The following is a 16814-nucleotide window of genomic DNA, read 5'->3' as shown; positions in this document are numbered from 1 at the left end:
ATATTTCCTCGCTTGTATCTATCTTTTTTATTTTAATTACAATCGGATGCTAACTCTTTCCTTCTATTAAATAAGTAAATCAAACAAAACAGGGTTTTTATTAAGCTCCATAAATTGAATATTATTTTCTTTAAAGCGAGTAATTAATTGCTCATAATCTTCTTTATGTTTTAATTCTACGCCGACTAATGCTGGACCATTTTCTTTATTATGTTTCTTAATATACTCAAAGCGCGTAATGTCATCTTCTGGTCCTAATCCTTTATCAAGAAATTCTCTTAGCGCACCTGAACGCTGTGGAAATTCAATGATGAAATAATGCTTTAACCCTTCGTAAATGAGAGAACGTTCTTTCATTTCTTGCATTCTATCAATATCATTATTTCCACCACTTAGCGTACATACAACTGTTTTACCTTTTATTTCATCCCTGTATAGATCAAGGGCTGCAATAGAGAGTGCACCAGCCGGTTCAGCTACAATCGCATTTTTCTTATACAGTTCTAAAATCGTCGTACAAACTTTCCCCTCTGGTACTAAAACAATGTCATCAATTACATCTCTACAAGTTTCAAAAGTTAACTTTCCTACCTTTTTAACCGCTGCCCCATCAACAAAACTATCTATTTTCTCTAATGCGACATTATCATTTTGAAGAAAAGCCTCTTTCATAGATGCAGCTCCCATCGGTTCTACACCAATAACCTTTGTAGTAGGACTAACACCTTTTACATATGTACCAACACCTGATGCTAATCCACCACCGCCGATTGCTGTAAAGATATAATCAACCGATTTCTCCATATCATGCATAATTTCAACTGCCACTGTCCCTTGACCTGCAACGACATACGGATCATCAAACGGATGAACAAATGTCATCTTATTTTCTTCACAATAGCGCTGTGCTTCTTGGAAAGAGCTATCGAATGTATCACCAACTAATACAATCTCTGCGAAATCACCACCGAAAAATTGTACTTGTGATACTTTTTGTTTCGGTGTTGTTGTGGGCATAAATATTTTTGACGTAATCTTCAATAAATTACACGTATAAGCAACTCCTTGCGCATGATTACCAGCACTTGCGCAAACAACACCGTTTTGTAATTTTTCTTTCGGTAAGCTTTGAATTAAATTGTACGCACCACGAATTTTGAAAGAGCGAATTAATTGTAAGTCTTCTCGTTTTACATAAACGTCACAATCATATTTCTCAGATAAAACTGTATCACGTTGTAACGGTGTTTTAATAACGATATCTTTCATGCAATTATGAGCCATTAAGATATCTTCAATTTTCACTCTCTCCTTTACCTTTTGCACCATTATATATCATCCTTATCTCTTTTAAATTGGCTCAATCAAAATGTGGGATTTTCAGGACAGCCCCTGTATTCGCCGATGTTACCATTTGTGCATAACGTCCGAGCCAGCCAGTTTTTACTTTCGGTTCTGGTCGTTTCCATTCTTTTTTACGCTTATCTAATTCTTCATCACTCACTCTTACTTCTAGTAAGCGTTCTTCAACATCAATACATACAATATCCCCTTGTTCAAGAAGTGCAATCGTTCCACCAGCTGCTGCTTCTGGTGAAATATGTCCTACTGAAATTCCACGTGAAGCTCCAGAAAAACGTCCATCCGTTAATAATGCAACCTCAGCACCTAATCCCATTCCAGCAATTGCTGATGTTGGTGCTAACATTTCTGGCATACCAGGGCCACCTCTTGGTCCTTCATAACGAATGACAACTACATCTCCTTTTTTCACTTTCCCAAGCATAATGCCAGCAAGTGCCTCATCTTGTGAATTAAAAATAACGCAAGGTCCTTCAAAACGCTTTACTTCAGTTGCTCCGCTTTTAATAACTGCTCCATCTTTCGCAAGGTTGCCTTTTAATATACGCAATCCTCCTTCCTCACTATGAGGGTTTTCGAGAGAGTGAATAACTTCCTTATCTTTAATCTCTGCCTCAGCAATATTTTCTCTTAATGTTTGCCCAGTAGCAGTTATTCGATCAAGATGAAGTACTCCTTCTTTCCGGCTCATCTCTTTCAAAATTGCACTAATCCCGCCCGCACGATCAATATCTTCCATATGCCAATTGGAAGCAGGGCTTACTTTACATAAATGTGGTACACGTCTTGAAACGGCATCAATACGGTTCATATCGTAATCTAATCCAGCCTCTTGCGCGAGCGCCAATGTATGCAACACTGTATTTGTTGAACCGCCCATCGCCATATCAAGCGCAAACGCATCATCAATTGCTTCTTCCGTTACAATGTCTCTTGGTTTAATATCTCTTTCAATTAAAATTTTCAATTTCTCTGCTGCTTGTTTAATTAACTCTTCACGTCTTGGATCAATTGCTAAAATACTCCCGTTACCAGGAAGAGCTAAACCTAACACTTCACATAAACAATTCATAGAGTTCGCGGTAAACATACCCGAACAAGAGCCACAAGATGGACAGCCATGATCTTCAATATCTTTTAATTCTTCTTCTGAAATTTTCCCAGATTGATAAGCTCCTACTCCTTCAAAAACGGAACTCAGATCAACAACTTCTCCTTTAGATGTTTTTCCTGCTGCCATCGGTCCGCCTGAAACAAACACAGTCGGAATATTAATACGTAGTGCAGCCATCATCATACCTGGTGTAATTTTGTCACAGTTTGGGATACAAATCATGCCGTCAAACCAGTGTGCATTTACAACCGTTTCTACTGAATCTGCAATTATTTCACGACTCGGAAGAGAATAACGCATACCAATATGCCCCATCGCAATACCATCGTCAACTCCAATTGTATTGAATTCGAATGGTACCATACCTGCCGCACGAACTGCCTCTTTTACAAGTTTCCCAAACTCGTTCAAGTGTTTATGCCCTGGAATAATTTCAATAAAAGAATTACAAATCGCTATGAAAGGTTTATCAAAATCTTCATCTTTCAAACCAGTTGCTTTTAATAAACTACGGTGCGGTGCTTTATCAAATCCTTTTTTAATCATGTCACTTCTCATCTTGTCAAATCCCCTCTTACGTATTTTTCACTTACAATCTATTACTCTATTTCTTTACTAATTCTTTCGGTGCATGAATCCAACTCATCATTTCACGAAGATCTTCTCCTACTTTTTCCAACTGATGATTTTGCTCTGCTTTTTTCATTGCGTTATACGTTGGACGTCCCGCTTGATTTTCTAAAATCCATTTCTTAGCAAATTCTCCTTGCTGGATTTCTGCCAAAACACGCTTCATTTCCTTCTTCGTTTCATCTGTAACAATTCTCGATCCTGTTACATAATCTCCAAACTCTGCCGTATCTGAAATAGAATGGCGCATATTCGTTAATCCACCTTCGTACATTAAGTCAACAATTAGCTTTAATTCATGCAAACATTCAAAGTATGCAATTTCAGGACGATATCCACCTTCCGTTAACGTTTCGAAACCGGCCTTCACAAGTGCAGTTACCCCGCCGCAAAGTACAGCTTGCTCACCGAATAAATCCGTTTCGGTTTCTTCTTGGAATGTCGTTTCAATTACACCCGCCCGTGTACAACCTATACCTTTTGCATACGCTAATGCTACATGTAGCGCTGTTCCCGTCGCATCTTGATGCACTGCGACTAATGCCGGAACACCATTTCCTTCTTGATATACACGGCGAACGAGATGACCTGGACTTTTTGGCGCAACCATCGCTACATCTACATAACTTGGCGGATTAATTTGGCCGAAGTGAATGTTAAATCCATGTGAGAAAAGTAACATTTGTCCTTCACGAAGATTCTCTTCTACCTCTGCTTTATACACATAAGCTTGCTGTTCATCTGGCAATAACATTTGTACAACTTGTGCGGTTCGAACCGCTTCTGAAACAGACATTACTTCAAACCCATCCGCTTTCGCTACTTCATACGACTTACCAGGACGAACACCAACTACTACTTCTACACCAGAATCACGTAAATTTTGTGCTTGCGCATGACCTTGTGATCCATAACCAACTACTGCAACAGTTTTCCCTTGTAATAACTCTACATTTGCATCTTTCTCATAATACGTTTTCATATTCCATGCACTCCTTATAATTTATTTACTTGTAGGACATCAATTAATTTTTTCAACTGACTAACAAGTAATGTCGCTTCATTTTCAGTACAAACTGCTGTGAGTTTCATTTCAGAAACACCACTCGTATCTCTTTCGTTTAAATGTAATGAAGAAATATAATAACCACGCCGAGCAAAAATTCCACTTATGCGCAATAAGACATTTGGATCGTTATGGATAACTAATGAAAAAGTATGACTCATTCTTCCCACCTCTTCATAATCATTTCGTTATTCCCTTTGTTTGGCGGGACCATCGGAAAGACGTTCTCACCCTCTTCTACACAAAAGTCAACTACTACAGGGCCTTCATGAGCGAAAGCTTCTAACATCACTTTTTTCGCCTCGGATGCACTTTTTGCTCTTAACCCCTTCACTCCATACGCTTCTGCTACTTTTACAAAGTCAGGCGATCCAATTTTTGATTCTGATAGACGATTCTCATAAAACATCTCTTGCCACTGCCTTACCATACCTAAAAATTTGTTATTTATGATAAATACTTTTACAGGGATATTATTTTCAGCAATTGTTTGCAATTCTTGAATGTTCATTTGAAAAGAAGCATCGCCCGCAATACAAATGACAAGTTCTTCTTCTTTAGCAAGCTGAGCACCAATTGCTGCTGGAAAACCAAACCCCATCGTTCCTAATCCTCCAGAGGTAAGGAACGTCCGAGGTTTTCTTGCTTTATAGAAGTGAGCAGCCCACATTTGATGCTGTCCTACTTCTGTTGTGACAATCGCTTTACCATTCGTTAATTCACTTACTAAGTTGATCACATGCTGTGGTTTTAGCTCGGATTCTTTTTGCTTATAAGAAAGTGGATATTCTTCTTTCCATGTCTTTACTTTCTGAAGCCATTCATCTGTTTGTGTGTAAATAGACATATGTAACAGCATGTGTAACGCTTTTTTCACATCACCAACAATTGGATGCTCCACAGTTACATTTTTATGAAACTCAGAAGGATCAATATCAATATGTACTTTTTTCGAGTGTGGAGAAAAAAGTTCTAATTTTCCTGTTACACGATCATCAAAGCGAACACCTAATGCAAGTAATAAATCACATTCTGTTACGGCCATATTAGCAGCATAAGTTCCATGCATTCCGAGCATCCCTAAAAACAGTGGATCTCCCGGTGGATATGCACCAAGTCCCATTAAAGTTGAAACGACTGGAATACGGTTCTCCCTGGCGAATTCGAAGAGTTCATCGGATCCACCTGAATGAATGACACCTCCTCCAATATAAAGAAGTGGCCGTTTCGCTTTTGCAATTGCTTTTGCTACCTCTCTAAGTTTCACACTGTCTGGTACAAGTTCTGGTTTGTACCCTGGAATATCAACTTCTTCATTAAAGAAACTTGTTACTTTTGCATTTTGAACATCTTTTGGAATATCGATTAATACTGGTCCTGGTCGCCCGCTTTCGGCGATGTAAAAAGCTTCTTGCACAATTCGTGATACATGATTTACATCACGAACTTGGTAATTATGCTTCGTAACAGGTACTGTAATTCCGACAACATCCGCTTCTTGAAATCCATCTTTACCGATTAAAGGCGTTGCGACTTGCCCTGTAATGACAACTAAAGGAATCGAATCCATATAAGCGTCTGCTAAGCCCGTAACTAAATTTGTCGCCCCTGGGCCAGAGGTAGCAAAGACTACCCCGACCTTTCCAGAAGCTCTCGCATATCCTTCAGCCGCATGAATGGCAGCTTGTTCATGACGAGTTAAAACATGTTTCAAACCACTTTCGTATAACGCATCGTATACTGGCAAAATCGCTCCGCCCGGATAGCCGAAAACGGTCGTTACACCTAACTTCTTTAAACATTGAATCACGTGCCCAGCGCCCATCACTTCTTCACACTGTAACTTCTCATACGCTGTATACTGCTGCTTCATTTCAATTAACTCCTCTCCTTATTTACGCTAAGCTTTCCGCCAGCCCTGGGACACGTACTCCTCTTTCTCTCGTTAATTTTTTAAATTCTTCGGTCAATTGTTTCGTTACACTTCCTGGTTTCCCATCTCCAATTTCTCTCGAATCAACTTTTACAACTGGAATTAACTCCGCTGCTGTTCCTGTTAAAAATACTTCATCCGCTACATATACATCATGGCGAGTGAACGGTCTTTCCTCACACGGAATACTCAGTCGCTCACATAGCTCGATAACACTATTTCTCGTAATACCTTCTAATGCTCCTAAATAGGATGGCGGGGTTAATACTTTTCCATCTTTCACAACGAAAACATTATCACCAGAACCTTCACAAACATATCCTTGTTGATTTAACATAAGAGCCTCTAACACTCCTGCTTGTGCTGCTTCAATTTTTACAAGTACGTTATTTAAATAATTCATTGACTTAATACGTGGATCTAACGCGTCTGGCGTATTACGTCTTGATGCAACAGATACAACACTTAGCCCATTATCATAAAATTCTTGTGGGAATAACTTTAATTGTTCTGCAATAATAATTACGCTCGGCTTCACGCAACTTCTCGGATCGAGCCCTAAGTCACCTTTTCCTCTTGAGACAATTAAGCGAATGTAAGCATCAGCGTATTCATTTTTTTGGAGTGTATGTAAAACTGCTTCTTCCATTTCTTCTACCGTCATTGGAATTGTTAGTAAAATAGATTTCGCTGATTCATATAATCGTTTCACATGTTCTTTTAAACAAAATACATTTCCGCCGTAACTACGAATCCCTTCAAATACACCGTCTCCGTATAAAAAACCGTGATCATATACTGAAACAACTGCCTTTTCTTTTTCTACAAATTCCCCATTCATGTAAATGTACTGGTTTCCCATCTCACATCGCTCCTCTTTTTTTCTCCATTTTTGCAATCTATTTCTACATCGATTGCTGAGATGAGTATTTTTAACAGAATATTCTGTATATAAACCTTAAAAATATACTCGTCTCAACAATCGATTACTTACATACTTGTAGCAATCCATTGCTGAGACGAGGGAATCGTGGTACCACTCAGCTTCCTTATACTTCTCACGAAATATAAGCTCTGCAAGTCCAATTAGACTTTTGTTTTTCTATCGGGAACAACCCCGCTACTTTTTACTAGTTTTCAAAAGTAGTGCTCCAAGGTGATTTTCAATGAGTGAATTGTTACCACCCTCACAGCCTCGGGGCAGCTCTCTGAAACAATCTTTATCATTTACTCTCCTCTTCTACGCATTCTCTTCTTCTATTTTTTAAAATAAAAACTCTCGCCCCAGCAATCAACTACTACAATTTAGTAGCTTTGATTGCTGAGGCGAGAGTTTCGCGTTACCACTCAGCTTCCTTATACTTCTCACGAAATATAAGCTTTGTAGGTCCAATCAGACCTCCGTCCTTTTACCGGAGACGATGCCGCCGCCCTCTACTCAGTTTCCCTTTCGCAAGCGATGCTCCGAGGTGATCTTCAATGATTCGATTGTTACTACCCTCACAGCCTTGGAGTAGCTCTCTGAAACGATCATAATCATCTACTTTCCTCTTCTTTGCATATACAACATATAAAGTTAGAAAATTCTTAATTGACTTTTATTTGTTACACGTATTATAGGACGTTGTTCTTTTCGTTGTCAACATGTTTTTTCAAAAAAATCAAAATTCATTCTATTTATTTTTTCTCAAATCAAAATTGGAATGAATTACTTACATACACTCATATATTGCTTAAGTATGTTTGCATTACTACATAAAGAAAAACTTATACAGTTTATGAGGAGATGAGAAAACTATGTTAAAAGGGAAAATAGCGTTAGTTACAGGAGCAAGCCGAGGAATTGGACGTGCTATCGCAAAACGTTTAGCAAACGACGGTGCATTAGTTGCTGTTCATTATGGTAATCGAAAAGAAGACGCTGAAGAAGCTGTTCATGAAATTCGATCAAATGGTGGCCAAGCTTTTTCTATCGGTGCAAATCTAGAATCATTACACGGTGTAGAAAACCTTTATAACACTTTAGATACTGAATTACAAAAGCGCACTGGTGAAACACAATTTGATATTTTAATAAACAACGCCGGCATTGGTCCTGGTGCTTTTATTGAAGAAACGACTGAACAATTTTTTGATAGAATTTTTTCAATAAATGCGAAGGCACCATTCTTTATCATTCAACAAGCACTACCACGTTTACGTGACAATAGCCGAATTATTAATATTTCATCAGCTGCCACCCGCATTTCTTTACCTGATTTTGTTGCATACAGTATGACGAAAGGCGCCATTAATACAATGACTTTTACTCTTGCAAAACAGCTCGGAGCACGAGGAATAACGGTGAATGCAATACTTCCAGGGTTTATTAAAACAGATATGAATGCAGAACTCTTGAGCGAACCAATGATGAAGCAGTATGCTACTACTATTTCCGCTTTCAATCGCTTAGGTGAAGTAGAAGACATCGCCGATACTGCTGCATTCCTTGCTTCTCCAGACAGCCGCTGGGTTACTGGACAATTAATTGATGTTAGCGGAGGATCTTGTTTATAAAAAACATATATTTTCAAATCTTTTTTATTGCGTAATAAAACAATTTATATAATACTATATAAAACATATACATTTAGGAGGATTACAGCAATGTCCGAAAAAACATACGAACTAGCAACTTTCGCCGGTGGTTGCTTTTGGTGCATGGTAAAGCCATTTGATGAACTTCCTGGTATTCATAAAGTGCTTTCCGGCTATGCAGGTGGTCATATAGAAAATCCAACATACGAACAAGTAAAGGCTGGAACATCTGGACATTTAGAAGTCGTTCAAATCACATTCGCTCCTTCTATTTTCCCTTATCAGAAATTACTAGACTTATATTGGCCACAAATCGATCCAACTGATGATGGCGGACAATTTTTTGACCGTGGTCCATCTTATCGTACCGCTATTTTTTATCATAACGAAACACAAAAAGAACTTGCTGAAAACTCAAAACAAGCTCTTGCAGAAAGCGGTATGTTTAAAGATCCAATCGTGACTGAAATTCGTCCTGCTGCACCTTTTTACGAAGCAGAGGAATACCACCAACATTTCTATAAAAAGAATCCAGAGAAATATGCTACTGAGCAAAAGGAATCTGGTCGTGAAGACTTTATAAAAGAAAATTGGCAAAAAAAATAATAAAAACGCATCGTGCTTTTTTAGTACGATGCGTTTTTATTTTTGATAAAAGTACCATACAATTAATAGAACAATTGCTGTTAGTGACCAAAGTACTATCTCGTTTTTCACTCTATTCTTTTTCTTAGTCATTTCATTCCCTCCTAATAACTATTAAACATATTCAATTTTTTCTTTGTTTAATTGTCCATCTTATATACGTGAATACATCCTTACAAATTCTAATAGCAAGACCACCAATAATTCCGATTGCAATGGAAATTACTAGCATCTGTCCAAAACTAAAAGAATTTGTGTACATTATGTAGAGAACGATACATATAAGTAAAACATCCGGTAAAGAAAGTAAAAACCTTTTAAGCATTCCTTTATCTCCTCTATACTTTATTTATATCTTCTACTGTAATTTTGAAATAAAATTTGTTCGAAAATTCCATTTATACCCTCATTTTATGAAAAATAATAAGAATCCCTTTTCAAAAGAGATTCTTATTCAGCAGATTTAAGTTTAATTATTTTCTACATATCCTATTCCATAATTACTCCTAAAATAGAATAATATTACTAATGATTTATTGTAAATTGACTATTTGCCAGGCAACCGAATGTCGCGCCAGCTACCTACATCGCATTGGCCAAATTCATTATTACCTACCGCGATCACCGTGCCGTCTGATTTTAGTCCGACTGTATGTGCACAACCAGCCGCTATCGCTACAATATCTCGCCAATCACTTACGTTACATTGACCATACTCATTCCAACCCACTGCTGTCACCGTACCGTCTCGTTTAAGACCAACAGTATGACCACGCCCCGCCGCTATCGTATCTTTTGGCCATCGTTTCACTTTTTCTTTCGATAAAAGGTAATCCATGTTTTACCTCCTTGCATATAAGCAACTGTATCATAATAGATATTTTTATCAAATTTCATTATAAATCTACATTTACAAAGAAAGCTTATTTTACTTCTTCAAAAAATAAAAACCTCCAGTTTAAATACTAGAGGTTTTCTCGTTATTTCTTCAAGCGTTCAATAAAATCGTTCAATTTATCTAGCGATTTCATATTCTGATTGCAAGCTACACCATCTTTGCAAATGTAGTTTCCCTTTTTAACGAAAGTTCCTGGTACATCGCCTTTAATTTCAACTAAAAACATTCCTACTTCTTCATGTCCATGACATAACGAACAAATGCTTTTTTTATTTAAACTTTGGAACGTTCCTTGCAGACCAACAAATTTATTTTTATCATTTTTCGCTATAATAAATTTCCTGCTTGATCCCTTATCAATCCAGCTTAAATAAGATATTTCTTTCATATCCATTTCTTCCATATCAGGAAGTTTTAACTTTTTCGCCTTAGGAAATAACTTTTTTAATGTTTGTGCTGTAACTTCTTGAAACGGAATTACATACGGATTTATTTTCATTAAAAATGATTCTGCATCTTCTCTATTTTGAACTGTTAATACCGTATCAATTAACTCCTTCTGTTCATCCGTTAAATTCTCAAATACATGTATTATCTTTTCAATCGCAAGCGATTTTAACGCTTGAATTACACCTCTATCATTTGCCGTTGCATGCCCGTTTGCTAAAATATAAGCTTGTGATTTTATAAAATTATATTGATCACTTCTAATAAACGCTTCCATCTTTATCACTCCATACAAATTGTTGATCTAGTTTTATTGTATACAATGATTACGTTTTTTGATATGTAAAAGATAACTTAGAAACAAACATTACATATATCACTTATTCTCTACCGCTGCATTTCCTGACAAAAGAAGCCATCATCTGTTTTCCATTCCGCATATAATACGTCTTCAAATTTAGTAATTCCTTTTTGCTTTATTTGTTTATAAAGCCATCCTTCATCAAATCCCGCTTCCCTCAAATTATCCTTAACTACTTTTCCATCACTAATTAATGAAATTGGTAAGTATACAGGCTTATGTTTTAAACTTAAATCATTTATAGTAGGAGATTCGTATTTACTTTTTTTCAGAACGCTTATGTTTCCGTTCGGTTCCAATATCATATATTCAACTTCTCGGATTGAAAATATATCTTTTTGTTGCCTAAGCATTTGTTGTAATTGGTTTATATCCAAATGATTTACGCTTAATTGTTCACGATCAATCTTTCCGTTACGAATAATAATTGAAGGATATCCTTCAAAAAACCTTCTTGTTCCTCTTACTTTTTGTGTTATCACTTCTATAGTATAAATTAAAATTACCCAAACAAATACTGAATATAAAATAGACCATACTTTAATTTTAGGATCATATATTGAATTTCCAACGAGCTCACCTAGGACGATTGCAGAAATAAAATCAAAGGGCGTTAGCTGAGATATTTGTGTTTTCCCTAATATTTTTGTAGCAATTAATAGAACAAAAAAACCAACTAAAAGCTCTATCGTTATTTGTCCAATATGATTCATATATGTTCACCTTTCTACTTTTCAAGTGCTCTGTATACCATTTAATAAAAAAACGGCACATTTTTTCTATTATCATGCCCGTTCACACCTCATATATCCAATACACATAAAACAAAAAGAGTCTGATTCAAAGTAATATATGAATCAGACTCTTTTCCTCTTATTTAGAATACACAATCTTTTTAATCGTTTCCCCAGAAAGAAAATATTCTTCTGCAAGTTGATGAATAGCAATCCCACTTTTAAACGCTTCTTTAATTGCTTTATTTCTTTCATCTAGTTGTTTTCTTCCGCCAGATCGTGTACCCCATTTATAATGTTTCGTTTCTTGTTTCGGAATGTAAATTGTTTCACCTTGTATATACTTTTGAATTTCAGTAATTAAACTCTCTGGTAAAACAGCATTAGCTTTTACGTATTTCATTTCTGCTCGCCCCTTATTTTTTATGGTTCATTTCAATAAGGTGCAAAGCCAAATATAAAAAATGATACGAGCTCATATAGGCGATTGTATATTACTTGTCTACCTCACGCAAAGTATCGCCATTTCCATACTTGGCTTTGCATGAGACGTTGCAGTGTCTGGCAATTGAATTATAATCGCCATATAAACACCTCCTAATATACCTTTTGCATTTTATTATATGATAAATTCCTTCTCCTTGCATCCACACCCTTCTTAAAGCACGAAATTACTTAGTTTGATATAATACTTTTTAACTGAATTAAAAATCATTGTGAGGTTACATTATGAAGAAAAAAATTATCATTACAATCGTTACACTATTCTTTATTATCACGGCATTATTCGGAACATACAAATTGATGAACGCAAGAAGCTTTCAATTATTTGGAGATTTAACACAACGCGTAGAAACAAATGAAAAAGTGATTGCTTTAACTTTTGATGATGGCCCTACTAACAATGTAAAACAAATATTACCGCTACTAGATAAATACAACGCTAAAGCTACTTTCTTTTTAATTGGAAATGAATTAGAGCAAAATTTATCGTTAGGAGAAGCTATCGCGCAATCTGGGCACCAACTTGGAAACCATACATATTCTCATAATAGAATGGTTTTCAAAACACCTTCTTTTATTAAAGATGAAATAGAAAAAACGAATTCATTAATCCGCCAAACAGGATTTACAGACGAAATTGATTTTAGGCCCCCTAACGGAAAAAAATTAATTGGACTACCCTATTATTTAAATAAAAATAATATCGAAACGATTATATGGGATCTTGAGCCCGATACTTTTTATAAATCTGTGGCTGATAAAATTGAATATATTAATAAAAATGTAAAACCAGGTTCTATCATTTTACTGCATTCTATGTATGATGAGTCTAATGAAAATTTTAAAACGATTGAAGGTATTTTAGATTCTTTATCTAAGAAGGGCTATCAGTCCGTAACAGTAAATGAATTGCAAAAAAGAGCAAAATAAAAAGGTAGCGTATCTATGTATGATACGCTACCTTTCTTTTTATATAATGCCAAGTACATTTAAGAATACGATAATAATCGCAATTGGTGCGATATAACGAAGTAAGAATAACCATAATACGAATAGTTTATAACCTTTATTTTTACTTACACCTAGCTCTTTCATTAATACATCTTTCTTCATTTTTAAAGGAACAAAGATAGAAACTAATAATACACCAAGTGGCATTAAAACGTTACTTACTGCATAGTCCGCTAAATCAAAGACTGTCTTTCCGAAAATCTTCAGATCACTTAATATACCGAATGATAATGCTGATGGTACCCCAACAACGAAGATTAATAACCCTACGATTAAGGCCATTTTTTCACGTTTCCCTTTACCTTTTGATGTTAACGATGCAACACTAATTTCTAACATCGAAATTGCTGATGTAATCGTAGCGAAGAAGAATAGTAATAAGAAAACAATGAAGAATAATTTTCCGAACGCCATTTTACTGAAAATAGCTGGCAACACGATAAATAATAGTCCCGGCCCTTGAGATGGTTCCATTCCAAATGCGAACACAACTGGGAAAATTGCAAGTCCTGCAAGTAATGTAATAACAAGAGTTAAGGCTACGATAGAAAATGCTGAACGTGGTAAGCTTTCTTCTTTCGGTAAGTATGAGCTATACGTTACCATAACGGCTACCCCGACAGATAATGAGAAGAACGATTGCCCCATTGCGTATAATATAACTTCTGATGTTACATGTGAGAAATCAGGTTGTAAGAAGAAACGAACGCCTTCTCCAGCACCATCTAATGTAAGTGCACGAACGATTAATACAAAGAATAAAACGAATAATGCTGGCATGAAATATTTATTTACTTTTTCAACACCATTTTGTACACCTTTACTTACGATGAAAATAGTAATAAGGATGAATAATAGCTGTGATCCAACTGCTAAATATGGATTGGAAATGATTTCACCAAACGTAGCTTCGTATGCTCCATTTCCTTCCCATAGTCTACCTGTAATTGCATTCCATAAATATAATAAAATCCAGCCTCCTACAACACTGTAGAAAGAAAGTAATATGAAACATGTTACAATTCCTAATTTACCTAACCAAGGCCATAACGTTTTAGGAGCAATCTCTCTATATGCATCGACAGCCTCTTTTTGTGTACTTCTTCCAATAACAAATTCAGCTAATAATAGCGGTAAACCAATTAATAATGTGAAACCGATGAAAATTAGGAAGAACGCTCCGCCTCCTCCAATGCCGGCCATATATGGGAATTTCCAAATCGCCCCAAGACCAATTGCCGAACCTGCTGCAGCTAATACGAAACCTAATTTCGATGTCCATTGCTGTGAATTCATTTGTTAATCTCCTCTCTATCTCTTTTTCTTTGTTACAATTCGGTATTTATATTGTTCTATCAATACTCTTTTCTAATACGTTCACTTCCTCCCTAATAAAAAAACGTCCCTACGTAAATACGTAGGGACGACAAAAATATCGCGGTACCACCCTAGTTGTGAAGAACACTAAGAAACCACCTAAATAAAAACGCCCCTACGCAAAAACGTAGGGACGATAAAATATCGCGGTACCACCCTAGTTATGAAGACACACCAAAGTTAGGACCTAAATAAAAAACGTCCCTACGTAAATACGTAGGGACGATAAATATCGCGGTACCACCCTAGTTGTGAAAAAATCTTCACCACTTTATTTGATAACGGTATAAACTACCGTCTTTCATTTCCTCATAATGCGAGATTTATGAAAGATGCTCCAGGACGAACTTCATGAATAATCTATATACTGATTCACACCAACCATCAGCTCTCTGAAATAGGGAGATATTCACTACTATACCCTTTCATTGCCCAAATATTATTTTCCGAATTGATTACTATCATTTTTATCACACATTAAAAATAGTGTCAACTTATATTTTGAATTTTTATGTATTACAATCTATTCCAAAATTCGAAATATAAGTTTTTAGTTTAGAAAACAAGTGGATTAGTACATAACAAATTCTAACAGGCAATAGAAAAAGAATTACGTATTATTGATACTTATTCAATAATACAAATCATCTAGAAACATAACCTGTCTCTCTGTATTAATTTTTTAAGAGTTTGATGGATACCAAGAAAATTTCGCATCACTATCCAGTTGTCTATTTTTCGTTTCTTCTTTAATTACACGAAACCATTCATTTAGAATTTGAGTTTTGGGCAATTGAGCAGCAAGGTTATCTTCCCAAATTATATGTGAAAACCAGGCTTTCGTTTCCCATTCAAACTGCAATTGCGCAAACGAAATTATAGGGTGATCAGCTTCATGAAATTGCTCATTTACTGCATTTGAAACTTCTGGAGCTTGCGGTAACAACTCGTTCTGAATTCTATTTCTTATCGTCTCATTTTCTAGCTGATCCCAGAAATACAATTGCCCATTTATTTGATAGAAAATATCAAATGAAGCCTCACCTTTCTTCAAATTCAATAATACGAAGGCACGTTCCACATCATTGTCAGCCGCCTTTACAGCATTAACAATTATATTTTGTGCCATTGATACCCAGTAACTAGTCGCTTCCTCTACCGGTGATTCAACATACAATTCTTCACTTAATTCATGAAGAGTGGCTTCTTGCTCATTTACTTTTTCAACTTTTTTAAAAAACCTATTAAAAAAACCCATAACTTCCCCCTTATTACTGTTTTCTATTTCACAAAATAAAAAATAGATTTTTCTTGCTCATCCACATTTACTCCTGGCGCGTATGTATGAACTTGTTGCAACACTTCTTCTATTAGCAACTCTAACTCCTGTACACTTTTTTCTGGATTCCCTATTAATGTGTCTGCCATACGTTCATATAATTTTTCAGGTTTAATAGTCATTCGTTCCACATTATTAGGCATCCATTTAAACGCTGGATGATGTACGTACATTTTATTCAAACCAAATAAAACACCGAATACGTTCCTTTGTACTTCGCAAATAACGTCATAAAGCATAAGCCAATCTTTCCGTTTTAAAAGCGCCTTTCGATTGTGCCAACGATTACTTAACCATAGATTTTCTGAAATCATCAGTTTTGCTAGTTCATCTGGATATGCCGCTACTTTTTCTTTTAATTCATTCACTTTCCCTTCTCCATACAAACTAACACCATCATGAATGGATGATACAATACATTGTTTTTCATAACTTATATCATATTGATCCACCACATCCGAAATCACTTTCTCTACTGTCTCTGTTAAAAAGTTACTAATCTCTAATTTAATTCCCTCATTCGTTAAATACGTTTCCGACCATTCTTCTTCCTCATACGGATGATACGATAATATTTTCCCATCAATATGATAAATAGGGGCCCTACGATCCTCATCTTCCGGCGGTGTTGACCATAAAATATGTAATTCTATATCTGAATGTTCATCTTCAAGCTTTCTAGCTACTGAACCCGCTAAAATAATAGCTTCTACTTTCGGATTTTGCCTATAAATCTCTGACATCTCTATCGCTTTCTCTTTTAATCCCATTTCATTTCCCCCTAAAATTGCAGTAATCCCCTATATTTCATTTATC

General features: G+C 35.9%; 16 protein-coding genes, 1 pseudogene and 2 other annotated features. Of the genes and pseudogenes, 3 read left to right on the top strand and 14 right to left on the bottom strand.

The window, feature by feature from the left end:
* Window positions 1-66: 66 nt before the first annotated feature.
* Genes ilvA through ilvE form a run of 6 tightly spaced genes read right to left on the bottom strand, consistent with a single transcriptional unit; the run spans window position 67 to window position 6967 of the window.
* Window positions 67-1329, bottom strand: coding sequence for a threonine ammonia-lyase IlvA (gene ilvA / locus ACTJJY_RS03010; protein WP_000250331.1), 1263 nt, complete (start codon window positions 1327-1329; stop codon window positions 67-69).
* Between the two features lie 31 nt (window positions 1330-1360).
* On the bottom strand, window positions 1361-3034 hold the full coding sequence (gene ilvD, locus ACTJJY_RS03005; RefSeq protein WP_001255817.1) for a dihydroxy-acid dehydratase: 1674 nt from the start codon (window positions 3032-3034) through the stop codon (window positions 1361-1363).
* A 46-nt stretch (window positions 3035-3080) separates the two neighbouring features.
* Window positions 3081-4088 carry a ketol-acid reductoisomerase gene (ilvC, locus tag ACTJJY_RS03000; RefSeq protein WP_440604968.1) on the bottom strand — a complete coding sequence of 336 codons (1008 nt, stop codon included), beginning with the start codon at window positions 4086-4088 and terminating at the stop codon, window positions 3081-3083.
* Window positions 4089-4102: 14 nt separating this feature from the next.
* The gene (locus ACTJJY_RS02995; protein ID WP_120460476.1) at window positions 4103-4333 is read right to left on the bottom strand and encodes an ACT domain-containing protein; all 231 of its coding nucleotides are present in this window, start codon (window positions 4331-4333) and stop codon (window positions 4103-4105) included.
* Window positions 4330-6045, bottom strand: coding sequence for an acetolactate synthase large subunit (gene ilvB, locus ACTJJY_RS02990; protein WP_440604967.1), 1716 nt, complete (start codon window positions 6043-6045; stop codon window positions 4330-4332). The genes ACTJJY_RS02995 and ilvB overlap by 4 nt, the downstream gene beginning before the upstream one ends.
* A gap of 22 nt (window positions 6046-6067) precedes the next feature.
* Entirely contained in the window at window positions 6068-6967 is a 900-nt protein-coding gene (ilvE, locus tag ACTJJY_RS02985) for a branched-chain-amino-acid transaminase (RefSeq protein ID WP_377858864.1), read from the bottom strand.
* A 150-nt stretch (window positions 6968-7117) separates the two neighbouring features.
* Window positions 7118-7357, bottom strand: a binding site (T-box leader).
* 545 nt (window positions 7358-7902) lie between these two features.
* Between ilvE and ACTJJY_RS02980 the strand changes: the two genes are divergently transcribed.
* Together ACTJJY_RS02980 and msrA are read left to right on the top strand one after the other, a co-directional pair.
* Window positions 7903-8661, top strand: a complete 759-nt coding sequence (locus ACTJJY_RS02980) for an SDR family oxidoreductase (protein ID WP_440604966.1) — start codon at window positions 7903-7905, stop codon at window positions 8659-8661.
* Window positions 8662-8751: 90 nt separating this feature from the next.
* Window positions 8752-9288 (top strand): peptide-methionine (S)-S-oxide reductase MsrA, encoded by a 537-nt coding sequence (gene msrA / locus ACTJJY_RS02975; RefSeq protein ID WP_440604965.1) that lies wholly within the window; start codon window positions 8752-8754, stop codon window positions 9286-9288.
* A gap of 163 nt (window positions 9289-9451) precedes the next feature.
* Here the strand turns inward: msrA and ACTJJY_RS02970 are convergent, their stop codons facing one another.
* From ACTJJY_RS02970 to ACTJJY_RS02950, 5 genes and pseudogenes are all read right to left on the bottom strand, one after another.
* A complete protein-coding gene (locus tag ACTJJY_RS02970) occupies window positions 9452-9652 on the bottom strand; it encodes a hypothetical protein (RefSeq protein ID WP_000919314.1) in 201 nt (66 codons plus the stop codon).
* Window positions 9653-9874: 222 nt separating this feature from the next.
* A pseudogene (locus ACTJJY_RS02965) lies at window positions 9875-10114 on the bottom strand (hypothetical protein); the annotation flags it as partial.
* 193 nt (window positions 10115-10307) lie between these two features.
* Entirely contained in the window at window positions 10308-10949 is a 642-nt protein-coding gene (locus ACTJJY_RS02960; RefSeq protein ID WP_000387074.1) for a FusB/FusC family EF-G-binding protein, read from the bottom strand.
* Window positions 10950-11059: 110 nt separating this feature from the next.
* Complete coding sequence (locus ACTJJY_RS02955; RefSeq protein ID WP_001015543.1) at window positions 11060-11746, bottom strand: DUF421 domain-containing protein; 687 nt, start codon at window positions 11744-11746, stop codon at window positions 11060-11062.
* A 160-nt stretch (window positions 11747-11906) separates the two neighbouring features.
* Window positions 11907-12170 carry a CD3324 family protein gene (locus ACTJJY_RS02950; protein WP_000878325.1) on the bottom strand — a complete coding sequence of 88 codons (264 nt, stop codon included), beginning with the start codon at window positions 12168-12170 and terminating at the stop codon, window positions 11907-11909.
* A gap of 326 nt (window positions 12171-12496) precedes the next feature.
* Here ACTJJY_RS02950 and ACTJJY_RS02945 point away from each other — a divergent pair, with 326 nt between their 5' ends.
* Window positions 12497-13201: a polysaccharide deacetylase family protein gene (locus tag ACTJJY_RS02945; RefSeq protein ID WP_440604964.1), complete on the top strand. Its 705-nt coding sequence runs from the start codon at window positions 12497-12499 to the stop codon at window positions 13199-13201.
* Window positions 13202-13240: 39 nt separating this feature from the next.
* Here the strand turns inward: ACTJJY_RS02945 and ACTJJY_RS02940 are convergent, their stop codons facing one another.
* From ACTJJY_RS02940 to ACTJJY_RS02930, 3 genes are all read right to left on the bottom strand, one after another.
* Window positions 13241-14578, bottom strand: a complete 1338-nt coding sequence (locus ACTJJY_RS02940; RefSeq protein WP_001088187.1) for a sodium-dependent transporter — start codon at window positions 14576-14578, stop codon at window positions 13241-13243.
* 296 nt (window positions 14579-14874) lie between these two features.
* Window positions 14875-15097 (bottom strand) — a binding site (T-box leader).
* A 244-nt stretch (window positions 15098-15341) separates the two neighbouring features.
* The gene (locus tag ACTJJY_RS02935) at window positions 15342-15917 is read right to left on the bottom strand and encodes a hypothetical protein (protein ID WP_440604963.1); all 576 of its coding nucleotides are present in this window, start codon (window positions 15915-15917) and stop codon (window positions 15342-15344) included.
* Window positions 15918-15940: 23 nt separating this feature from the next.
* Window positions 15941-16768: a DUF4037 domain-containing protein gene (locus ACTJJY_RS02930; protein WP_440604962.1), complete on the bottom strand. Its 828-nt coding sequence runs from the start codon at window positions 16766-16768 to the stop codon at window positions 15941-15943.
* Window positions 16769-16814: the final 46 nt, after the last annotated feature.

Source organism: Bacillus sp. 22475 (genome assembly GCF_052044835.1).
In the GTDB taxonomy this organism is placed as follows: domain Bacteria; phylum Bacillota; class Bacilli; order Bacillales; family Bacillaceae_G; genus Bacillus_A; species Bacillus_A cereus.
The sequence above is the reverse complement of the archived record's forward strand: the minus strand, read 5'-3'. Positions and strand labels throughout refer to the sequence as shown.